Source organism: Flavobacterium sp. KBS0721, assembly GCF_002007065.3.
Lineage (GTDB): Bacteria > Bacteroidota > Bacteroidia > Flavobacteriales > Flavobacteriaceae > Flavobacterium > Flavobacterium piscis.
In genome coordinates this window covers 5,811,165-5,828,998 of sequence record NZ_CP042170.1, presented here as the reverse complement: position 1 = coordinate 5,828,998, position 17,834 = coordinate 5,811,165, and the positions used below count along the sequence as shown (strand labels likewise).

Annotated in this window: 17 protein-coding genes; 9 read left to right on the top strand and 8 right to left on the bottom strand. The window is 33.5% G+C overall.

Annotated elements, in window-relative coordinates; translation table 11 throughout:
* Window positions 1-16: 16 nt before the first annotated feature.
* A complete protein-coding gene (locus tag B0M43_RS24175) occupies window positions 17-532 on the bottom strand; it encodes a hypothetical protein (protein ID WP_065451263.1) in 516 nt (171 codons plus the stop codon).
* A gap of 460 nt (window positions 533-992) precedes the next feature.
* Here B0M43_RS24175 and B0M43_RS24170 point away from each other — a divergent pair, with 460 nt between their 5' ends.
* Together B0M43_RS24170 and B0M43_RS24165 are read left to right on the top strand one after the other, a co-directional pair.
* Complete coding sequence (locus B0M43_RS24170; RefSeq protein ID WP_041517047.1) at window positions 993-1,220, top strand: hypothetical protein; 228 nt, start codon at window positions 993-995, stop codon at window positions 1,218-1,220.
* Between the two features lie 140 nt (window positions 1,221-1,360).
* On the top strand, window positions 1,361-3,301 hold the full coding sequence (locus B0M43_RS24165; protein WP_078005726.1) for an LTA synthase family protein: 1,941 nt from the start codon (window positions 1,361-1,363) through the stop codon (window positions 3,299-3,301).
* Window positions 3,302-3,365: 64 nt separating this feature from the next.
* On the opposite strand, the gene meaB is transcribed toward B0M43_RS24165, so the two are convergent.
* The 3 genes from meaB to B0M43_RS24150 all read right to left on the bottom strand — a co-directional run bounded on the left by meaB (window position 3,366) and on the right by B0M43_RS24150 (window position 5,718).
* On the bottom strand, window positions 3,366-4,460 hold the full coding sequence (meaB, locus tag B0M43_RS24160; protein ID WP_078005725.1) for a methylmalonyl Co-A mutase-associated GTPase MeaB: 1,095 nt from the start codon (window positions 4,458-4,460) through the stop codon (window positions 3,366-3,368).
* Window positions 4,461-4,611: 151 nt separating this feature from the next.
* Complete coding sequence (locus tag B0M43_RS24155; RefSeq protein WP_078005724.1) at window positions 4,612-5,253, bottom strand: NAD(P)-dependent oxidoreductase; 642 nt, start codon at window positions 5,251-5,253, stop codon at window positions 4,612-4,614.
* A gap of 57 nt (window positions 5,254-5,310) precedes the next feature.
* Window positions 5,311-5,718 carry an Rrf2 family transcriptional regulator gene (locus B0M43_RS24150; RefSeq protein ID WP_078005723.1) on the bottom strand — a complete coding sequence of 136 codons (408 nt, stop codon included), beginning with the start codon at window positions 5,716-5,718 and terminating at the stop codon, window positions 5,311-5,313.
* 180 nt (window positions 5,719-5,898) lie between these two features.
* Between B0M43_RS24150 and B0M43_RS24145 the strand changes: the two genes are divergently transcribed.
* The 3 genes from B0M43_RS24145 to B0M43_RS24135 all read left to right on the top strand — a co-directional run bounded on the left by B0M43_RS24145 (window position 5,899) and on the right by B0M43_RS24135 (window position 8,687).
* Window positions 5,899-6,981 (top strand): serine hydrolase, encoded by a 1,083-nt coding sequence (locus B0M43_RS24145; RefSeq protein ID WP_078005722.1) that lies wholly within the window; start codon window positions 5,899-5,901, stop codon window positions 6,979-6,981.
* Window positions 6,982-7,025: 44 nt separating this feature from the next.
* Window positions 7,026-7,937 carry an AEC family transporter gene (locus B0M43_RS24140; RefSeq protein WP_078005721.1) on the top strand — a complete coding sequence of 304 codons (912 nt, stop codon included), beginning with the start codon at window positions 7,026-7,028 and terminating at the stop codon, window positions 7,935-7,937.
* Window positions 7,938-8,048: 111 nt separating this feature from the next.
* Window positions 8,049-8,687, top strand: coding sequence for a peroxiredoxin (locus tag B0M43_RS24135; RefSeq protein ID WP_065451270.1), 639 nt, complete (start codon window positions 8,049-8,051; stop codon window positions 8,685-8,687).
* 95 nt (window positions 8,688-8,782) lie between these two features.
* Here B0M43_RS24135 and B0M43_RS24130 read toward each other — a convergent pair whose 3' ends face one another.
* The 4 genes from B0M43_RS24130 to B0M43_RS24115 form a co-directional block, all read right to left on the bottom strand.
* A complete protein-coding gene (locus B0M43_RS24130; RefSeq protein ID WP_078006150.1) occupies window positions 8,783-11,032 on the bottom strand; it encodes a cation:proton antiporter in 2,250 nt (749 codons plus the stop codon).
* Window positions 11,033-11,207: 175 nt separating this feature from the next.
* Window positions 11,208-12,554, bottom strand: coding sequence for an adenylosuccinate lyase (purB, locus tag B0M43_RS24125; RefSeq protein WP_078005720.1), 1,347 nt, complete (start codon window positions 12,552-12,554; stop codon window positions 11,208-11,210).
* Between the two features lie 90 nt (window positions 12,555-12,644).
* Entirely contained in the window at window positions 12,645-13,337 is a 693-nt protein-coding gene (locus B0M43_RS24120) for a sterol desaturase family protein (RefSeq protein WP_078005719.1), read from the bottom strand.
* On the bottom strand, window positions 13,334-14,035 hold the full coding sequence (locus tag B0M43_RS24115; RefSeq protein WP_078005718.1) for an NAD-dependent deacylase: 702 nt from the start codon (window positions 14,033-14,035) through the stop codon (window positions 13,334-13,336). The genes B0M43_RS24120 and B0M43_RS24115 overlap by 4 nt, the downstream gene beginning before the upstream one ends.
* A 322-nt stretch (window positions 14,036-14,357) precedes the next feature.
* Here B0M43_RS24115 and cysC point away from each other — a divergent pair, with 322 nt between their 5' ends.
* The 4 genes from cysC to B0M43_RS24095 all read left to right on the top strand — a co-directional run bounded on the left by cysC (window position 14,358) and on the right by B0M43_RS24095 (window position 17,291).
* Window positions 14,358-14,885 carry an adenylyl-sulfate kinase gene (gene cysC / locus B0M43_RS24110; RefSeq protein WP_078005717.1) on the top strand — a complete coding sequence of 176 codons (528 nt, stop codon included), beginning with the start codon at window positions 14,358-14,360 and terminating at the stop codon, window positions 14,883-14,885.
* 18 nt (window positions 14,886-14,903) lie between these two features.
* Window positions 14,904-15,581 (top strand): aspartyl/asparaginyl beta-hydroxylase domain-containing protein, encoded by a 678-nt coding sequence (locus tag B0M43_RS24105; RefSeq protein WP_078005716.1) that lies wholly within the window; start codon window positions 14,904-14,906, stop codon window positions 15,579-15,581.
* 15 nt (window positions 15,582-15,596) lie between these two features.
* Window positions 15,597-16,556, top strand: coding sequence for a sulfotransferase family protein (locus B0M43_RS24100; protein WP_078005715.1), 960 nt, complete (start codon window positions 15,597-15,599; stop codon window positions 16,554-16,556).
* Window positions 16,557-16,628: 72 nt separating this feature from the next.
* A complete protein-coding gene (locus tag B0M43_RS24095; protein WP_078005714.1) occupies window positions 16,629-17,291 on the top strand; it encodes an RNA methyltransferase in 663 nt (220 codons plus the stop codon).
* Window positions 17,292-17,834 lie beyond the last annotated feature (543 nt).

The following is a 17,834-nucleotide window of genomic DNA, read 5'->3' as shown; positions in this document are numbered from 1 at the left end:
AAAATAAACCTAAATTTTATAATTTAAAACCATAGGCTAAACGTAAAGCCACCTGATTGGTATTAAATTTATCATAGTCCTCATAACGGACACTAATGTCAATGTATTTGTTGGCATATCCAATCCCTGGCGCCCATAAAAAAGTAGTGTCATTATAACCGTTTGTAACGGCAAATCCTGCACCAACTTCACCCATAACATAAAATTGATCTTCCCATACAAAGGCTTTAAAACCTGCTTTTGCCGGGATAAATCCAAGATCTTTTACTTCAACTCCATTTTGATCTTTCATAAACAAGTTTGTAAAACCTGTAGTTAAAGTCAAAGATGCTTTCTTTGTCAAATCATATTGTAAACGAACATCTCCACCAAGTGACCATCTGTAATCATTATCAGTTGGTATTCCTCCATTTACACCAAAGCCTAATCTAAAACCCTGATCATAATTCTGGATTTCACTGTCCTGAGCGAAAGTTTTGTTGGCGTATAAAAAAGCGAAGGCACATAAGCATAACATTTGTAATTTTTTCATGGCTAATATTTTTGAATTATTAATGATGTAAAAATACTTTCAACGTCTTCGGGCTTTGTTATATAATTTTTCAAAATTGTTACATAATTTTAAATTTGCCCTTTTTCAGGCCTGTGGAGAATTTAGATTTTAATTTATTTGGAAGTTTCATATTGGAATTAGAAGAATTGGAATTTAAATATATTTTGATTTTAAGAATCCCTTTCTGAGTATCTTTGCCGACTAAAAAAGTATATACTGAATTAAAGGCTCAAGGGAGTTTGAATAGGATTTTGGGAGGACCAACTTCTGCTGCAACGTCCTTTATATGCGCCTTCATAACCTAACAAAAAAATTAATCCAAAATTCACTTTCAAATAGTTAAATTTGAACCGAAAAACAGAGCTATTGATTTTACAGATTTTTTTAAAGAATCTTTCTAATCATTGGCTAAAAAGAACAAAATAATAAATATATAAAAATGGAATTACCTAAATTTTTACTCGGAGACAATACTGATTTCGCAGATGATATTTTCATCATTCACCTTGACTACCCAAGATTCATCATCAACCTAAAAGACGATGAGGTTGAATTTATGGAAGAAGCAGAAGATCTTGACGAGGCAGAATTGAATGCTGAAATGGAAGGGTTAATTGTTTTGGCGAATGAGTTTTACGACAGGGAAATAAAACGTTACGAAGAGTAGAGATGTATCACGCGATCTTTCTTAAATTATTTTAATAAAAATTTGCAACTCTGTGACTTTGCGAGATTAAAAAAATAAAGTGATTAAAAATACTTTTATTTAAATCTCTGTTTCCACCAAAAATTAACTTTAATGATAAAATGAAAAAATTAAGTTTTTTAAAACCCATTTTTAATTTCATAGCAATCGGATTGCTAATTACTACTTTAAGCCGAATCTTTTTATTTTTTATATTTAAAGAGAGAGTAGTGCAAACACCGGATTTCTGGTACATTTTCCCAATCGGACTTCGAATGGATTTGATATTATTGTGTTATTTATCATTTTTACCGGCTGTTTTAATTACTTTTCTACCGAATAAATGGCTGAAGTTTACCAATAATTTTTTGGTAATATATAGTTTTATATTTCTGTTCCTGATTCTTTTTGTAGAATTGGCTTCACCGGATTTCGTAAAACAATACGACACGCGACCAAACAAGATCTTCTTAGATTATCTTATTTATCCTAAAGAAGTTGTTGGAATGCTTCTTAAAAGTTACCTAACTTCGATTATCGTGACTTTTATAATTTTAGGAGTTGTGATTTATTTTGCTTTCAAAAAAGGAAAGAAATATTTCTATACTACAAGTGCTGAATATAAATTCAAACTAATGCTTTTTCCATTAGTAGCATTTTTATTGTTTTTTGGAGCACGTTCAAGTCTTACTTCAAAACGCCCAATCAATGCCAGTAACGCTGTTTTCTCAACAGATCAATTGACAAATACTCTGGGATTAAATTCATTTTATACGGTAGCTTTTGCAGCTTATTCGATTAAAAATGAAGGAAACACCAAGATGTACGGTAAAATGGATGAAGCCGAAGCAATTGCTCGTGTAAAAAAATATATGATTGCCGGACCAAATGATTTTACAGATGCCGAAATTCCGTTTCTACATGTACAACAACCCGATACAGTTTTGAAGCAACCTTACAACCTGGTTATTTTTCTACAAGAAAGTTTAGGTGCTGAATATGTTGGAATTTTAGGAGGAAAACCATTAACGCCTGAATTTGATAAATTATCGAAAGAAGGATTATTGTTTACCAATTTATATTGTACCGGAACAAGAAGCGTTCGCGGAATCGAAGCAGTTGTAACCGGATTTTTGCCATCACCATCAGAAAGCGTAGTGAAATTAGGAAACTCGCAACAAGGATTTTTTACCTTGGCAGAAGCTTTAAAACAAAAAGGATACGACACCAGTTTTATTTATGGCGGAATGGCGAATTTTGATAATATGGCTTCGTTTTTCAACGGAAATGGTTTTCAGGATATTGTAGATCAGGAAGATTTTGATTCTGATGGAAACAAATATGCTTTCAAAGGAACCTGGGGTTATTCTGATGAAGATTTAGTAACCAAAGCCAACAATTATTTTAAAGCAAAAGGAGATAAACCATTCTTTTCTTTAATGTTCTCGACTTCAAATCATGAACCTTTTGAATATCCTGCGGGAAGAATTAAACCTTATGATGCAAAACCTGCAACGGTAAACAATGCCATGAAATATGCCGATTTTTCTATTGGGAAATTCTTCGAAATGGCAAAAAAAGAACCTTATTTCAAAAACACTATTTTCATTGTAATTGCGGATCATAACACAAGAACATACGGAAAAAATTTAGTGCCAATTAATAAGTTTCATATTCCGGCTTTGATTATAGGACCAGGAGTTCCAAAAGGAACTTCATATAGCAAATTAGCAAGTCAAATTGATATTCCGCCAACATTATTGAGCTATTTAGGTCTTTCGTTTGAAACACCAATGGTAGGAAGAAATCTAAATAAACTAGATACAAAAACACAAGGAAGATCTATTATGCAGTTTAACGATATCAATGCATTCCGTGTAGAAAATCAGGTTGTCATCATGCAGCCCAATTTGAAACCTTTGCAATTCGAAATCAAAAATGATACAACTTTAGTTCCGGTAAAGTTAAATGAAGAATTAGCAAAAGATGCTTTGGCGCATGTAATTACAGCAGGAAATTTATATAAAGAGAATAAATATAAATTAAGAAAAGGTTCTAAGTAGCTAAGTTACTAAGGTTCTAAGTTATTTACTTTAAAGAAGAAATCTTAGCAGCTTAGAACCTTAGTCACTTAGTATCTTTAAAATATAATTTAAGTAAACTCTGAGCAGCTGCAAAAGGTGATATTTCATCGTTTTGCACTGCTTTTTTGTTTTGTTCCAATCGCGAAATAATTTCAGGCTGATTATAAAAGTTCAGTTTAAGTTGTTCGTTTATGGTTTCCATCATCCAGAAATGATTTTGTTCTTTTCTTTTTTCCTGGAAGAAACCGGATTGATTAGTTTGCTCAAAATAACTCGAAATTGTATCCCAGATTTCCGAAATACCTTCTTTTGTAATAGAGCTGCAAGTAGTAACTTTTGGCTGCCAGTTTGATTTTTTTGGAGGAAATAAATGCAAAGCCCTGTTGAATTCCAGCTTTGCCTGATTTGCTTTTTTTACATTATCACCATCAGCTTTGTTGATGACGATGGCATCGGCCATTTCCATGATACCGCGTTTAATGCCCTGAAGCTCATCGCCGGCACCGGAAATTTTTAAAAGTAGAAAGAAATCTACCATGCTGTGAACAGCGGTTTCGCTTTGTCCAACGCCAACCGTTTCAATAATTATAGTGTCAAAGCCTGCGGCTTCACATAAAATAATCGATTCGCGGGTTTTGCGTGCAACTCCGCCCAAAGTATCTCCTGAAGCACTTGGTCTTATAAAAGCATTTTCGTCCTTTACCAATTCTTCCATGCGGGTTTTGTCGCCCAAAATACTTCCGTGCGAAAGCGAACTGCTGGGGTCAACTGCCAAAACAGCCACTTTTTTGCCTAATTGAGTCAGATAACTTCCAAAAGCTTCAATAAAAGTACTTTTTCCCACTCCGGGAACTCCCGTAATGCCTATTCGGATCGATTTATTGGCATGAGGTAAACAGCCATTAATGACTTCATTTGCTTTAATAGCATGTTCTGGATTCGTGCTTTCGACCAAAGTTATGGCCCTGCTAAGTGAGGTAATATTTTTATTTAAAATTCCATCAATCAATTCGGTAGAAGAGGGTTGTTGTCTTCTGTTTTTTTTAATTTGATGTATAGCAGCAACATTGGTGATTTCAGGAGGTGAAATTCCGGCTTTTTCGTGTAAGCTGCTGGATTGTTTTTTGGAACTTGACAAAATATTGTTTTTGGTACTGTAAAAGTACAGAAAACAAAAACAGTTTCAAAAAGTTAGTTTGCCACGAATTTCACGAATTTATTATCCCTATCGAATTAGAATAAAAAAAAGGATTCGTGGTAATTCGTAAAATTCGTGGCTTAAATAAAAATTAGTAAGCCGCAGTAAAACGAACCTGATGGTGTTTTGCATTTTCAGCTTCATCTGCAATAACAACTGCTAAATCTTCTACAGAAAGAATACTTCTTTGTTCGTCGTTAAAAACAGGATTGTCCAAACCTAAACGATATTTTCCGGTTCTTCCTGTTGTAATTCCCTGATGCATTTCGAAAGCAGGACTAAAAAATGCCCAATCTAGTTCTTTTTCTTCTTTAAGGATATTCAGATAATCTCTTGCTGCTGTTGCTCCGGCGTGGTATTCTTTAGGGAAATCAGGAGTGTCAACCGCTTGTAAACCTGGCGCGACAAATAAACTTCCGCCACCACCAATCGTGATAAAACGTTTTACACCCGATTTTTTTACCGCTTCCTGAATCGCTTTAGATCCCGCAATAAAATCATCGTAAATATTAGGATTCGTCCATCCTGGATTATAAGCGTTGATAACTGCATCGTGTCCTTTTAAAATTTCTGCCAACGCATCGACGTTAAAAATGTTAGCACTTTTCCATGTTGCATTTGATGTGTCTTTTGGGGTTCTTGCAATAGCAGTAATGTCTTGATTTCTGCTTGCTAATTCGTTTAAAATGGCTGAGCCTACAAATCCTGTAGCTCCAATAATTGCGATTTTCATAATATATAAATTTTATTAGTAATAAAAAATGTTACAGTTTTGTGTAAAAAAATACTTTTAGAATTGATTCGAAAAATCTTCCAGAGAAATTCCTTCTAATTGTAAACTCACTTTTTGATTCATATCAGCGTATAAAGCACTTAAATTTTGATTGATTTTTTTACCAACCGGACAATCCGGATTAGGCTGATTTTTTGCATAACCTAAACCAATGGTTTCAAAAGTCATTTCAAAAATTTCTTTTAATGTGATTTTCGAAGGATCAACAGACAGTTTTGTCCCGCCATTTTTTCCTTCTTTACTTTCTACAATATGATTGGCTTTTAGATTCGCAATTTCCTTTCGAACCAAAACAGGGTTCAAATTAATGCTTCCTGCAATATACTCAGATGACAAATAATCATTTGGAAATTTTGTGAGCAAAGTAAGAATGTGAATCGTTATGGCAAATTTACCTGAAATCATACTGTAATAAAATATGTTACAAATGTAGTTAGGTTTACGGTAATAAAAAAAGATTTTAACGAAAAATTAATTTTTCTATAAAACAGTGGCAGTTTCTTAAAATAAAATGATTTCTAAACACACTGCTTTTTTATAAATATTAGATTTGTATTTGATTATTAACACTTTAAATTTATCTAGATGAAATTTAAAATCATTTTTATCTTTTTCTATACATTGTCTACTTGCATGTTTGCACAAAATCATGTACAATATGCAGATTCAATTAGGGTATCGAATGCTATTCCGGAACTGAGTTATGCTGTAGTTTCTGGCGATAAAATTTTAGAAATAAATGCATTAGGGGTACATTCGGTTGATTTAAAAGACGCTGCGACTTTAAATGATCGATTTCATATTGGTTCAAATACCAAGGCTATGACAGCTTTTGTAATTGCCAAATATGTTGAAAAAGGTAAGCTAAAGTGGAGTACTAAATTCTTTAATCTTTTTCCGGATTTAAAGAAAACCTCAAAACCCGACTATTACAATATAACGCTTGAAGAACTAATATCTCATCAAGCGAGAATTCAGCCTTTTCAGGGAGAAAATGACCCTGCAGTTCCTGATTTTAAAGGAACGAATCAGGAAAAGAGAAATCAGTTTGGTAAATTTGTATTAACGTTGGATCTTGCCAAAATTGATTCGGACCATAAATATATCTATTCTAATGCAGGTTATACTTTAGCGACTATGATGCTCGAAAAAGTAACCAGAAAAAGTTGGGAGCAATTAATAGATCAGGTATTTAATAAAGATTTAAAACTTGATGTGAAGCTCTCCTGGCCAGAAAATCAAATTGCGAAAGATACCTGGGGACATTCATTCGAAAACAATAAATTAATTCCAGTTCCTTCAAACACAGATTATCATTTAGATTACACAGAACCTGCAGGTGATATTAATATCAAACTTACCGATTATATTAAATTTATTCAGCTTAATATTAAAGGGCTTCAGGGGCACGATAATTATTTAAAAGCAAGTACTTATCATTTTATTCATAAAGGAATTGAAGGATATTCTTTAGGATGGTTTAACAGTTATGAGGATAATAAAGATTTTTCAACACATTCCGGAACCGCTGGAACGTATTATACGATTGCAGCCATTGATAGAAGAGATTTTATAGGTTATATTATTTTTACCAATTCTTTTAATGAATCTACAGTAAACGGAGTGCGATTATTAATGAGAAAATTGAAAAAGGATTATGGTAGGTAAAACATTTTAGATCCTTAAATTCTTATTTTTGATACTTTTGCGCCATGAACAATTTTATCCTTATATTTTTCTTTCTTGCCCTTGGCTTGGTCTTGCAGCATATAAAGCAATTTCCAACCCATATTTATAAGGTTTTAAATAAAATTGTAATCTATATCTGTTTACCGGCAATAACCTTTTATCACATTCCTAAAATAAAGTGGAGTAACGAATTATTATTTCCAATAGCCTCAGGATGGATTAGTTTTATACTGGCTTTTGTATTTTTTCATTTTTTAGGAAAAAGGTTAGGCTGGTCTAATAAACTCATTGGCTGTTTGGTTCTGACAGCAGGATTAAGTAATTCATCCTTTTTGGGATATCCCATTATCGAAGCTTTATATGGAAAGAAAGGATTAGAAACGGCCATCCTTGTCGATCAGCCCGGAACTTTTGTTGTGGTTTCAACCTTGGGTGTTTTTGTAGCTGCTTTTTATTCAAAAGGAAGTCCGGATGCTTTTAGTATTTTCAAAAAAATCATCTTTTTTCCGCCCTTTATTACTTTTGTGGTGGCTTGTTTAATGAATGTCTTTCAATATGATTTAGATGTAAATATTCAAACCGCATTATTAAAAATCGGAAGTTTGGTAACACCTCTTGCACTACTTTCGGTGGGATTGCAGCTTACTTTTGATCGAAAAAGTCAGCATTGGCGATTTCTTAGACTAGGACTTTTCTTTAGGCTTATTGTGACGCCTTCTGTTATATTTGTCTTGTATGTTTTTGTTTTCAACCAACATTCTGAAGCCATTAAAATAACGATTATGGAAATGGCGATGGCCCCCATGATTACAGGTGCAATTTTAGCTTCGACTTATGGTTTGAAGCCCAAGTTAAGTAGTATGATGATTGGTTTTGGAATCCCAATTTCTTTTGTAACACTTGCCATTTGGTACTTTATAGTAAGCTTTATTTAGTTATAAATATTAACTAGATAGGAAAAATAGAATTTTAACTTTTTTTTAAAAAAATCGTGTTTTCCTTATGTCTTTTTTGATTAATTTTAGATGAACTAAAAAAATATAATTATGTCAACATTAAGATTAGGAGATATTGCTCCAGATTTTCATGCAGAAACAACCGAAGGGCCAATTAATTTTCATGAATGGTTAGGCGATTCCTGGGGTGTTTTATTTTCGCATCCTGCAGATTTTACCCCTGTGTGTACAACTGAACTAGGAACAGTTGCCAATTATGTTCCTGAATTTAAAAAAAGAAATACAAAAGTTATAGCGCTGAGCGTTGATGGTTTAGAGTCTCACAAATTGTGGATAAAAGACATTAACGAAACCCAAAATACAACCGTTAATTTTCCGATCATTGCTGACGAAGATAAAAAGATAGCAACTTTATATGATATGCTGCATCCAAATGCAAGCGAGAAATTTACGGTACGCTCGGTTTTTGTTATTGGACCGGATAAAAAGATAAAGTTAACACTAACATATCCGGCTTCAACAGGAAGAAATTTTGAAGAATTGTTACGTGTTATCGATAGTTTACAATTAACTGCAAATTATAGTGTAGCAACTCCGGCGAATTGGAAAGACGGAGAGGATGTTGTAATTACACCAGCGGTTCCTGATAGTGATATTCCTGCGAAATTTCCAAAAGGGCATACACCAATCAAACCTTATTTGCGAATGACGCCGCAACCTAATAAATAAGGTTCTAAGTTACTAAGATACTAAGGGGCTAAGATTCTAAGATTGTTGAGAAAAAAAATCAGTATCTTAGTGTCTTAGCCCCTTAGCATCTTAGTCTATAACTCAACGGCAACGCTTTTCTTCATAAGTTCGTTCATTCGTTTTTTATCTCCAACGACCCAGATAATATCATTTTTTTCTAAAGTCAAATGTGATTCCGGGTTTAAAATTCGATTACCATTTCTTTCAATTCCCACAACAAGACCACCGGTTTTTTCTCTAAACTGGCCAATTCTTTTTTGTATAAAATCATCATTCGAAATTTCTAACTGGCGCAGCACAATATCAGATTCCTGCGAGTTGTTAGCAGCCTCAACCTCATTTTGTAAATATTTGGTGAATTCTGAAATTTGTTCATCTGTACCAATAACACAAATCTCGTCGCCCGGAAACAAGCGTTCATTTTTAGTGGGAATAGGAATTGTAATTTCACCACGACGAATAAATGCAATATTGATTCCCATATTTTCACGAATGCGTAATTCTTCCAGAGTTTTACCCGCAAGATTTGATTCTTTACCAATATCAAAAATAGACATGTGGCCATCCCAAGGCATTAAATTGGCGTATCTTCTGTCGATTTTTTTGTTTTCGCGATCGTTTAGATTCTTTAAAAAATGAGTTTCAATTTTATGATACTGCTCGTTTAATTTTTTAGGAAATAGCTGATAGGCTCCAATGGCAATGATCAGGGCAACAAAAGCAACCAAAGGCGAGAAGAAAATATTCAATAAAAATCCAACGAAAAATAACCCAAGACTCATTCTAATTAAAATAAGCATCAAAAGCGCACCGCGATATTTTCGTTCTTCCCATAATTCTTCGACTTCAGTAACTTTTACTCTGCGTAACGAAAGCGCCCATAAAAAAGGAGCAATTATGACAAGGGTAATCAAAGCGGCCAACGTATTTCCAAAACGGGTATCAGCTACTAAAGGCGCCACAAATTTAGCCGATAATAATATGATAGCCGTAATAATTATAGTGTGTAAAATGATTTGTGTGATCGAAGCACGAAGCACAATTTGCCAGGTACTAACCGATTTTATCGCTTGTGCATTGACACTATATCGGTTGATATTTTTAATCCATTTTTTAGGAAGTTTCTGTTCCAAATATCCTGAAAAAGGATCAGAATATTTAATTAAAAACGGAGTTGTAAAAGTGGTAATGGCAGACACGGCCACAATTATTGGGTATAAAAAATCACTCGTTACTTTAAGCGTCATACCAAGAGTCGCAATAATAAAAGAGAATTCACCAATTTGCGCCAAACTCATACCCGTTTGCACAGATTGTTTAAGCGGCTGACCAGATAACAGAGCACCGATAGAAGAACTAAATGCTTTCCCGAAAATAGTCAGCAGTGTTATCAGCGCAACCGGCAACATATAAGTAACCAATGTTTCCGGATTGATTAACATCCCGACTGATACAAAGAAAACGGCACCAAATAAATCTTTTACAGGCTGAATCAAATGCTCGATTTTTTCTGCCTGAGTAGTTTCTGCAATAATAGAACCCATAATAAAGGCCCCAAGAGCAGGAGAGAAGCCTACATTGGCAGCAAACATCACCATCATTAAACAAAGTGCCAGGGAAATAATCAGCAGCATTTCATCCGTCAAAAGATGTTTTGCTTTTTTAAGGATTGTTGGGATAATAAAAATTCCACCCAAAAACCATATGATCAGAAAGAATATTAATTTTAAAACAGATTGTAATAATTCGCCTCCTGAAACCTGATCACTAACGGCAATTGTCGATAATAAAACCAACATTAAAATCGCAACAATATCTTCGACAATTAAGGCGCCAAAAACAATCCCGGCGAACTTTTTTCCTTTAACACCCAATTCATCAAATGCCCGAATAATAATGGTTGTTGATGAAATTGAAAGTGTGGCACCAAGAAAAATACTATCCATCTTGCCCCAGCCCATCCATTGCCCAACACAATAACCAATGAGCGTCATGAATAAAATTTGGGTAATGGCGGTTATCGAGGAAGTTCCTCCAACTTTCATTAATTTTTTAAAACTAAATTCGAGCCCCAGACTAAACAATAAAAAGATCACCCCAATTTCTGCCCAAACCTCTACACTTTTCATGTCAGTTATAGACGGGAAAAAATCAAAATGGTTTCCCGCTAAAAATCCGGCAATTAAATATCCTAAAACCAGAGGCTGCTTCATTTTTTTAAAAATCAAAACGGCAATTCCGGCGGTCATCAGGATTAATCCCAAGTCGCTAATAAGTGGTTGTAGGTGGTGTGTAGTCTCTGCAGCGGCGCTTAAGGCAATCATAAAGTGGTATTTTATATTAAGGAGGTTAATCCAGCTTTTCATTTCAAATGAAATTCACTGAACTCCTAAGACAATAAAAGTTAAGTGAAGTAATCTGGGCTATTTCCTGGTTTAAATAAAAAAAAAGCTATCTCGATAAAGATAGCTTTTTTTGAGAAAATATTTTAGGTTTTCTTTAAATTCCTACGTAATTACTAGGAGTTATTGCCATTAATTCAGCTCTGACAGCATCAGAAACTTCCAGGGTTGCAATAAAATTATGAATTGCTTTTTTATCAATAGCTTCATTTGTTCTTGTCAAACCTTTCAAAGCTTCATAAGGGTTTGGATAAGCCTCACGACGTAAAATAGTTTGAATAGCCTCAGCCACTACAGCCCAGTTTCTCTCTAAATCTTCAGCAAATTTACCTTCATTCAAAAGCAATTTGTTTAAACCTTTTAGAGAAGCTTCAAAAGCAATAATAGTATGTCCGATTGGCACACCAATATTACGTAAAACAGTACTGTCAGTTAGATCACGTTGTAATCTTGAAACCGGTAATTTAGCTGCCAAATGTTCAAAAATAGCATTTGCAATTCCTAAGTTTCCTTCTGAGTTTTCAAAATCAATAGGGTTAACTTTATGAGGCATTGCCGAAGATCCAATTTCTCCCGCTTTGATTTTTTGTTTAAAATAATCCATCGAAACATACGTCCAGATATCACGATCTAAATCGATTACAATGGTATTGATTCTTTTTAGAGCATCAAAAAATGCAGCAAAATGATCGTAATGTTCTATTTGAGTGGTTGGAAAAGAGTGGTGTAAACCAAGATCTGTTTCAACAAATTTATTTCCAAATTTCTTCCAGTCAATTTGTGGGTAAGCAACATGATGTGCATTGTAGTTTCCTGTTGCACCACCAAATTTAGCAGCAAACGGAATATTAAATAACAAACGCATTTGCTCTTCAAGACGTTCTACAAATACCAGAATCTCTTTACCCAAACGAGTAGGAGAAGCCGGTTGTCCGTGCGTACGTGCCAACATCGGAATGTCCTTCCATTCTACGCTTAATTCTTTTAGTTTAGAAATTAAAGAAATTAACGATGGCATATAAACCTGCTCAAACGCATCTTTTGTAGAAAGAGGAATAGCAGTATTGTTAATATCCTGAGACGTTAGACCAAAGTGAATGAACTCTTTGTATTGAGATAAGCCTATTTTTTCAAAAGCATCTTTGATAAAGTATTCTACCGCTTTTACGTCGTGGTTGGTTACTTTCTCCGTTTCTTTTATCCAAAGAGCATCTTCTGTAGAGAAATTTTTATAGATATCGCGTAAGCTGTCAAATAAATTTGGATTGACATCTGCAAGTTGTGGTAAAGGTACTTCGCACAAGGCAATGAAGTATTCAATTTCAACTAATACACGGTATTTTATTAGAGCTTCTTCAGAGAAAAATGGTGCTAATGAAAGGGTTTTACTTCTATATCGTCCGTCAATTGGTGATATAGCATTCAATTCGTTTAAAGTAGTCATTGTTATGTTGTTTTTCGAAAGGCACAAATATAAGCTATTGTTAAAACTTCTGAAAATTACCGAAGAGTTATTATGATAGAAACTAATAAATTAAATTATTGTTTTGAAAATTTTATCCCAAATGGTAAAATAGAAACCAAAATTATGCGATTCATTTTTATGATGATCAGAATGAAATTTGGTTGTAGATATCCATTTTGTAACATAATTTTTATACCAAAAATCAGGAAAGAGATCTTTTTTTAAATGACCAAATATTCCGTACATGAGATTTAAAATAAGATAAATAATAATGCTAAGATAATTAAAGTCTAAAACTGTAATCGATAATAACCAGATAATGCCAAATCCTAAAGTTTCTACAGGATGCAGCACATACAAACTATAAACGCTTGTTTCGACATGCGTGTGATGAAGTTGGTGAATAGGGGAAAACCATTTTAAATAATGCGCCAGAAAATGGAAACAAAACATAAAAAAATCCATTACAACAATCAACAATAAAGTGTCTGTTATTATTGAAAAAAATGAGGGCGAAAAATCTATTTTAATAACCCCAAAATGATATAATTCAAAACCCAGCAGCGTTATAAGGGTATTGCAGATCAAGGTTGACAGTACCCACTTGCGATCTCTGTTATTTAATTTGGTATTATCATATTCGATTATTTTTGCCAGAATAACAGAAAAAATTATCAGGATAAAATTTTCGATTAAAAAGAAAAAAAATAAACTAAGTAAATTGAACTGAGATAATTGCTGTAACCAGCTTTCGAATATCATGGTGTTTTTTCTATTTCAAATAATCTTTCTCTTAATTCCGCAACACCTTCAGAGGCAACCTTAGCAATAACTTCGACTTTATTCTGAATATTGGGAATTGAAATTGGTTTAGGATCAATATAAAAAACAGGCGTAATACTATACGTGTAAGAGATTAATCCCGCCGCAGGATAAACTTGTAATGAAGTACCAATAACGGCAAAATAATCTGCGTTTTCTGTAATTTCAATAGCTTCTTCAAGTGCCGGAACATCTTCGCCAAACCAAACAATATGAGGTCTAAGCTGATGTCCGTTTTCATCAAGATCGCCCGTATATAAATCATCCGGCCAATCCAGAATTAAATCGCGATTTCGCGTGCTTCGTACTTTTAATAATTCTCCATGCAAATGCAAAACTTTTGTACTTCCGGCACGTTCGTGCAAATCATCTACATTCTGGGTAATAATATGTACATCGAAATCCTGCTCTAATTCGGCTAAGATTTTGTGACCCAAATTAGGTTCTACTTCTTTTAGCTGCTGACGTCTTTTATTATAAAAATCCAAAACGAGCTCCTGATTTTTTCTCCAGCCTTCAGGTGTCGCCACTTCCATCACATCATGTCCTTCCCATAAACCATCGCTGTCGCGAAAAGTTTTAATACCGCTTTCGGCACTTATACCGGCTCCGGTTAAAACAACCAATTTCTTTTTCATTATTATTCAATTGAAGGATAAAAATAGTGATTTATGGGAATAAAAAAGTTAAAGTCAATATTTTGTGCCATTACGCACTTAATATTGATAGAAAAAGAATTAAAATAAATTTAGCATGCCGTAGGTATGCAATAGCTATCGTTTTGTTGCGTACCTACGACACGCCAATCAATATCATGAATCTGATGTCTACCAATATTATGTGCCTAAAGGGCACATTTTAACTTTGATTTTTCACAGGAAAAAAAGCGTAATTATACTTATTGTAAGAGTCTTACAAAAGGCTTATTTTTATTGTGGAGTAAAGTAAAATAAACTTTCAATGATTTTAATTCAGTTTACAGGATTATCAGGTTCAGGCAAAACAACATTGGCTCAGAATGTTCGCCATTTGTTAGCGGATAAAAGTTATAGTGTCGAGATCGTTGATGGAGATGTGTATCGTAAAACTATTTGTAGTGATTTAGGATTTTCGAGAGAAGACAGATACGAAAATATCAGACGTTTGTTTCAGGTAGGACAAAATTTTGTGAAAGAAAATACAATTGTTTTAATGTCAGTCATTAATCCTTATGAAAATCTGCGTAACGAGTTAAGAACGTATGAATTTGTGAGAACGGTATATTTAGATTGTTCGATAGCCAACCTTATCAAAAGAGATCCAAAAGGATTGTATAAGAAAGCTTTGCTGCCGGATCACGACATTAATAAAATTAATCATTTTACAGGAATAAGCGATGTTTTCGAAATTCCGTGCCATGCAGATTTAGTACTGAAAACAGATCTGGAAACGGAAGTTTTTTCCACTAATAAACTATATGATTTCATTATTAAAAATTTATCTGAATAATTTAATTTTTTACAGTATATGAATCCTTCTTCAAGTAAACTTCCGGTTTCTTTTTCAATAGATCAATTGCAAGAAGATCTTGTAATATGCGAAAATGATTTGTGGACACCACATTTTAATACCAATCGATACGAAGGAAACTGGACAAGCGTTTCCCTCAGGTCGCAATCGGGTTTGGTAAATGATATTACCTCTTTTCCAAACAAAGAATACTTAAATACTAATTTACTGGATCGCTGTCATTATTTTAAAGAAATTATGGATTGGTTTCAATGCGAAAAAGAAGCTGTCAGATTACTTCGATTAGATCCCCAAAGTGAAATTAAAGAACATGTAGATAATGATACTTCTTATGAAGATGGTTTTTTTAGAATTCATATCCCTATTGTAACCAACGATAATGTGTTTTTTTATGTAGATAAAAAACATGTTCCTATGAAAATGGGAGAATGTTGGTATGCCAATTTTCAGCTTCCGCATAGTGTAGAAAATAAAAGTACTGAACCACGTATTCATTTTACACTTGATTGTATAAGAAATGATTGGTCTGACGAATTGTTTACTAAGATGGGTTTTGATGTAAATGAATCACCAAAGGAGAATCAATATTCAGATGAAGTAAAACAGCAGATTATTGCTGAGCTTTCCCGAAATCCATCAGAAGCCGGAGCTAAAATCATTGCAGATCTGCAATAAAAATAAAATCGTAAAATGGAAAATATAAATCATCCACTTTTCAACTGGATTCCTGTTACATTAATCGAAAAAGACAATGAAATTTATTTTGAATGGATTTATTTGGGAGACCTAAAATATGCCGATCCGTTTTTTGATGAAACGCTTGCAAAGTGTAAAAGTCATCCTTATAATTCAAAGCCATTTAAAGTAATAAGTACGGTAAAAAATCTTATAGATTGGTCTAATGAACTGATTTCGGTCGAACTAAAATCATTGGTCTTTCATGTCTCCAGATGCGGTTCTACAATGTTGAGCCAGTCTTTGGCGAGTTCTTCAGAAAATATAATGATTTCTGAAGCGCCAATTATCGATCAAATTTTAAGAAGCGATCTTTTTAGTTTGGATAAAAAAACAATGCTAATACATTCAATAATAAAATTATTGGGACAAAAAAGATTTCCCGAACAACAGCATTTAATCATAAAACTTGATGCCTGGCATATTTTTAAGGCTTCGTATTTAAGATCCATTTTTCCTGAAATGCCTTTTGCTTTACTTTATAGAAATCCAACAGAAGTTTTAAAATCACATCAGAAAATGATGGGAATGCATATGGTTCCAAATGTATTGCCTTCTAACGTTTTTGGTATTTCTCCTAAGGAGATTAATGAAGTAAGTTTTGAACAATATGGCGCCTTGGTATTGGAAAAATATTTTCAGGGATTTCTTGATTTTTACAAAACAGATCAAAACGTTGTAATGCTCAATTATAATGAAGGAATGAAAGCTGTTGTTGAAAAATTCGTAGCCTTTATAAAAGTGCATTATTCTAATGATGAAGGTAACAAAATGTACGATCGTTTAAAAAGACATTCTAAAAATGAAAGCGCGGTTTTTGCCGGAGATCATTTTAAAGAAGAAACTTTGCAGATCGACTTTTCGAGGCTCGATGTTTTGCATGAAAAATTGAATAACAGCGTAGTTGCGTATTGATAGAGTTGAAAATGGAGTTGAAATTTCTTTCTGTTTTAATAATGGTGTATTTTTGCGGCAAATACAAATAAAATGATTGATTTAGATTACCTCGCTTTCCTTGAAAATATACTGACTGATAACCGCAAAGAAAAATTTTTAAAAGTACTCGGAAATCGTACCAAGCATTTTACGGTTGTTGTAGAAGATGTTTTTCAGATGCACAATACAAGCGCTGTTATGCGTAGTTGTGAGGTTTTTGGGATTCAGGAACTGAATGTTATCGAACAGCGTTACGGAAAGAAGATTGATAAAGAAATTGCAATGGGCGCTCAAAAATGGGTAGACATTAATCAGTTTGATTCTGTTACGACTTGTATTTCGACTTTAAAAGATCAGGGATATCAAATTATTGCCACAACGCCTCATGAAAATGATTGTTTGCTGGAGGATTTCGATATTACAAAACCAAGTGCTTTATTTTTTGGAACAGAAAGAGACGGATTGTCAGAAGAAATTCTCGAAAAAGCAGATGGTTTTCTTAAAATTCCAATGGTCGGTTTTACAGAAAGTCTGAATATTTCTGTTTCTGCCGCGATCATCATTCAAAACCTCACCAACAGATTACAAAAATCAGATATCAACTGGCATTTATCCGAAGAAGAAATTTTGGAGAAACGTTTGGCATGGGCTAAAAATTCGATTAAAGATATTAAACGAATTGAGGCGCGCTATTTTGAAGAGAATCCTAGATAAGTTGCTAAGAGGCTAAGTTACTAAGTTGCTAAGAATATAGTTTGTGTTTGACAGGTTAGTAATAATTGTAGATTTAATCTCGCAAAGTCACAAAGTTTTATTTTAAAAAGTAAGATTAAATAGCGTCCAGTTAAAGCTAAATGTCATTAAGTTAATCCTTTATAAAATCAAATTATTACAAATCAAATCCGTTTCTATCCGCGTTTTTACGAAGTAAATCTGTTTTATCCGCGTCAAAATTAGACGCTGATTTCACTGATTCGCTAAAGCGAAAACGCTGATAAAAACGGATTTTTAAAATTACTTTCTTGATTAAACGGTTAAGTAATTTTGTAGATTTTTTCTTAAATTAATGAAATTGAACTTTAGCTGGATGAAAATATTAACGGAAAAAAAAAAGGCTTTAGCCAAACCAATAAAGTTTGGCTAAAGCCTTTTTTCTATTTAAATCGTATTCCCCTAGCTGAAGCTAGGGGCTATGCAAAAAAACTTTGCAGCTTCGCTCCTGATAGCTATCGGATTGCGAGAAATTTTGAGTAAAAT